Raw genomic sequence first — 3,971 nt, forward strand, 5'->3', positions numbered from 1 at the left:
CTACCGGGGCAGCTCCCCACTTCGGTGATACGTCTCGCCGTCCGTCATTGGGCAGTTTGGTTTGTGTGGGGCAGTCGTGAATGTCCCGTAGCTGCCTCATCTCGGCAGCGAACAAAATTCACTCTATATTTGTATGAATCAATCTCAGACAGTCTGTGGCGAGTAAGAAATGTGGTGTGTGGCTTCTGTATTCGCCGCGATTTGCATCGCTTTTTGCGGTTTCACGGTTGAGGCGTGCACGCAACGCCCGCGCCCGTTGAGTCCGTGGAAGCGTCGAACACGCCACCGTTCCGCGAAACCCTGAAAGGACCATTTGGGAGGAAACAAACAGGCAAAGGACGGGTGTATGTCGCACGATCATCCTGTGTCACCAGAAACCAATCGTCGGGTCGTTGCGGGCTTGTGCGTGGTGTTTGTCCTCTACGCCCTTGCCCTGATCGCGGGCTGGCCTCAAGCTGCGACCCGAAAGATCGTCGAGGCCGAGAAGCACGCCCAGGCCCAGGCCGCGGCGCGACAGACGGAATCGGCCAATTCTCACGATGAAGCAACTCACGGAGATCCGGCGGAGGGCGAAGCCACGCGAGGAGATTCCGTTGAGGGAAGTCTCCCCACTTCCGAAAAAAATCAGCCACAATCTTCCGAAAAAAACGCCTCCCTGGAGCACAATGAGGGGACGGCAACAAACGGCGAGGCTGCGCATGGGGGGGAAGCTCAGCACGGGGAGGCGCACGCCGCGTTGGGGCATCCCCCGCTGTGGATGGTCAGCCCGTTTGTGGCTCTTCTGCTGATTATTGCGGTTTTCCCCCTTTTGCCCTGGACGGAACACTGGTGGGAGAGCAATCTCCACCGTTTCTATGTGGCGGCCATCTTGGCCCTGGTAACTTTGGCCTATTACCTGTTCGTTTATGAGCAGCCGGTCGAAGGGCACTGGCCTGCCCATTACATCAGCCAGCCGAATACCGCGGGTCCCAATTGGGGCAACACCTTTGCTGTTTTCGCCAACGCGATTTTCAGCGAGTACATTCCCTTCATCGTGTTGCTTTTCAGTCTTTACACGATCAGCGGTGGAATTCGCATCGAAGGCGACCTGCGGGCAAAACCGATCACCAACGCGATCATCATATTTATCGGCGGCGTGCTGGCCAGCTTTGTGGGGACCACAGGGGCCGCCATGCTGCTGATCCGTCTTCTGCTTGACACAAATAGCGAACGAAAACACGTGGCACACACGGTGGTCTTCTTCATCTTTATCGTGTGCAATTGTGGGGGATGCTTGCTCCCGATCGGCGATCCGCCGCTGTTCCTCGGATATCTGCGTGGGGTACCGTTCCTCTGGACTTTCCAATTGTGGAAAGAATGGGCTTTTGTCAACATCAGCCTGTTGATCATTTACTTCCTGTGGGACACGTTCTACTTCTATCCCCACGAAGAGAAACCGGATATCCGTCGGGACGTCACGCAGGTGCGTCCGCTCCAGATTCGCGGGCTGTGGCCGAACTTGCCCCTTCTTATCGGCGTGGTCCTGGCGGTGGCACTGCTGGATCCCAGCAAGCCTTTCCCGGGAACCAACTTTCATCCGCCGTTATATATTCGGGAAGTGGTCCAACTGGGCTTGGTCGCCCTGTCGTTGATGTTTGGGAGCCATGAGAATCGGGTGGCCAATCGGTTTAATTACGGGGCCATTGTGGAAGTGGCGGCCCTGTTCTTCGGTATCTTCATCACCATGCAGCCGCCTCTGCAAATCCTCCACGTGGAAGGCCCCCGACTGGGGCTGACAGAGCCGGCTCAATTCTTCTGGGCCACCGGGTTACTGTCCTCGTTCCTGGACAACGCTCCCACGTATGTGGTGTTTTTTGAGACCGCCCGAACATTGGGCGGCGAAAATCTGGTGCCGCCGGGCACCGGTGTGGCCCACGATCTCCTGGTAGCCGTCAGTTTGGGTGCGGTCTTCATGGGTGCCAATACGTACATCGGAAACGGTCCCAATTTCATGGTTCGCGCTATTGCCGAGAAACGCGGTGTCAAAATGCCGAGCTTTTTCGGTTACATGCTCTACAGCGGTTGTATCCTCATCCCGCTCTTCATTCTGGTCACATTCGTTTTCTTCATGTGATCGTGTTTTCAATGAGATCAGTTAAGAAGACGGCGGGGACGAATTCCCACCTCGTCCCTGCCGTTTTGTTTTTCCCGAGGACACAATCACATTCTTCGTTTAAGGGGGCTTCGACCGTCGGTTTTGGCGAGGGACCCGGCGGGATTCCCGGTCGCTTGACACTCAAAACGGCGGTTGAGTACGCTGGAACATAGCCGGGGTATATCCGCAGAGAGCGGCAAGTCCAGTTTGGTCGGGATAGGCAGATGAACAGAAAATACTCTCCTCGGATTGGCGGAAGCGTCTTTTTCTCCTTGGGCATCCTGGGCGCGGTTTGCCTGGGGATGCTTGTTGCTGAATCGGCAGGTGCTCAGCCGCGTGGTTCGGCACCTCCGGGAGCTCAGCCCGGGGCTCCGCCACCCACCCTCCCCGGTTTGCCCGGAATACCCGGGCTTCCAGGCACCGCTCCGCAACAGCCGGAGGAAAAGCCGGTCCCGCCGGCCATCCCCAATTATCTCGAGCTTTCCACCGATGATAGCCTGGCGAAGCAGGCGGGCACCATCCAACGAATGCTGCGGGATGGGAACTTTTCGGCGGTGGCCAATGGCCAGCAACTCTTCCAGGATTACTACGAGAAGTACTTTTTCCCCAACTGGACCAAGGCCAGCAACCGTTCGCGACTCCAGCAGCTACGGTCGCAGCTCATTGTGAGCGATTTGGGTAACGCGGCGCGGGGTGGTGGGCCTCCCCGTGACCTGCTTCTGCAAATAGCGTTTCGTACGTTGAGCGACTACGCTCAGAACAATCAGCTCGATCCCGCCGTCCGCGTCAGCGCTGTTCTGGCCATTGGTGAATTGAATGAGCGGGAACGTCCGACGGGTGGGGGGATGCAGCCTCCCACACCGCTCCCGGCGGCACTGCCTTTTTTGCTCAATCTCATTCAGGACGCCAATCAGCCCGATGCCCTGCGGCTGGCAGCCCTGGTTGGCCTGGAGCGCCATTGCGCGTGCGGCATTCCGGACGCCAATACGCGGGACCAGCAGGTCATTCCTTTGCTGCGAAAGCTTGCCGGAGATAAGAACGTGCCCGCTGAACGCGACCCGCGAATTCACGAGTGGTTTCGTGTTCGGGCGATCGACGTCCTCGCGGCCACGCGGCAAGCCGGCGCCAATGGTGAAAACGTAAAGTTTCTGGTGGGCTTCGTCAGCGACGAGAATGAGGCACCGTCCGTGCGATTGGCGGCGGCATCGGCTTTGGGAAATCTGGACTACTCCCAGGTCCAGGGAGTGTCGCCCCTCGCCGTTGTGCAAAGTTTGGGAAAGATGGTGCTTGACCTGTGCGTGGCCGACATCCAATCTGCCAGCCAAAGCGGCTCCTGGGACAGCCTGAAGCCGCGAAAGATCGCGCAATATGTTGGGTGTGCCCAGCAAGGTATTCGGGGTGTACGGAGTATGCTGACCGGCAAGCCGGAAGACCAGCTCGTGGGTAAGTTCAACACAGCCCTCGATGGGATCACCAAGGCACTCAACGATTCTGCCAGTGCCCGCGACCCAGCGAGCGAACTCGTCCGGCTTCTGCCGCCCGCGCTCAATACGCTGAACACGGCTCTCCAATCGCTCGGAGCGAGTGCCGGTGCCAACGGAGGCGCGGCTCCCGCAGGCGGATCCAATCAACCGGCCTCGTGACAACCTCAACGAAGTGTGCTGAGGATCCGGTCGCAATCTTGAAGGGATTTCGCGCGGATTGTCCCGTTTTTTGAACGATGAAGCATTTCAGGGAAAGGAAATGCCTTCACAATGACTCTTCCCGGAATTGATCCGGCGGCGGCTGCGACATATTTAGCGTCCAATGTCCGGCTCTGTCTTCAGCGAGCAAGCAG

General features: G+C 58.1%; 2 protein-coding genes. Both read left to right on the forward strand.

All coding sequences use genetic code 11. From position 1 onward, the window contains the following. The first annotated feature begins 346 nt into the window (after window positions 1–346). A complete protein-coding gene (locus H5U08_RS12145) occupies window positions 347–2,113 on the forward strand; it encodes a sodium:proton antiporter (RefSeq protein ID WP_297033373.1) in 1,767 nt (588 codons plus the stop codon). Window positions 2,114–2,358: 245 nt separating this feature from the next. Further along, window positions 2,359–3,777, forward strand: coding sequence for a HEAT repeat domain-containing protein (locus H5U08_RS12150; protein ID WP_297033376.1), 1,419 nt, complete (start codon window positions 2,359–2,361; stop codon window positions 3,775–3,777). The last annotated feature ends 194 nt before the right edge of the window (window positions 3,778–3,971 follow it).

This window comes from Thermogutta sp., from assembly GCF_014359955.1.
Lineage (GTDB): Bacteria > Planctomycetota > Planctomycetia > Pirellulales > Thermoguttaceae > Thermogutta.

What these genes read in the sequence shown, in the direction of transcription:
- H5U08_RS12145 (WP_297033373.1), top strand. Translation starts at nt 347, where the DNA reads ATGTCGCACGATCATCCTGTGTCACCAGAAACCAATCGTCGGGTCGTT.
- H5U08_RS12150 (WP_297033376.1), top strand. Translation starts at nt 2,359, where the DNA reads ATGAACAGAAAATACTCTCCTCGGATTGGCGGAAGCGTCTTTTTCTCC.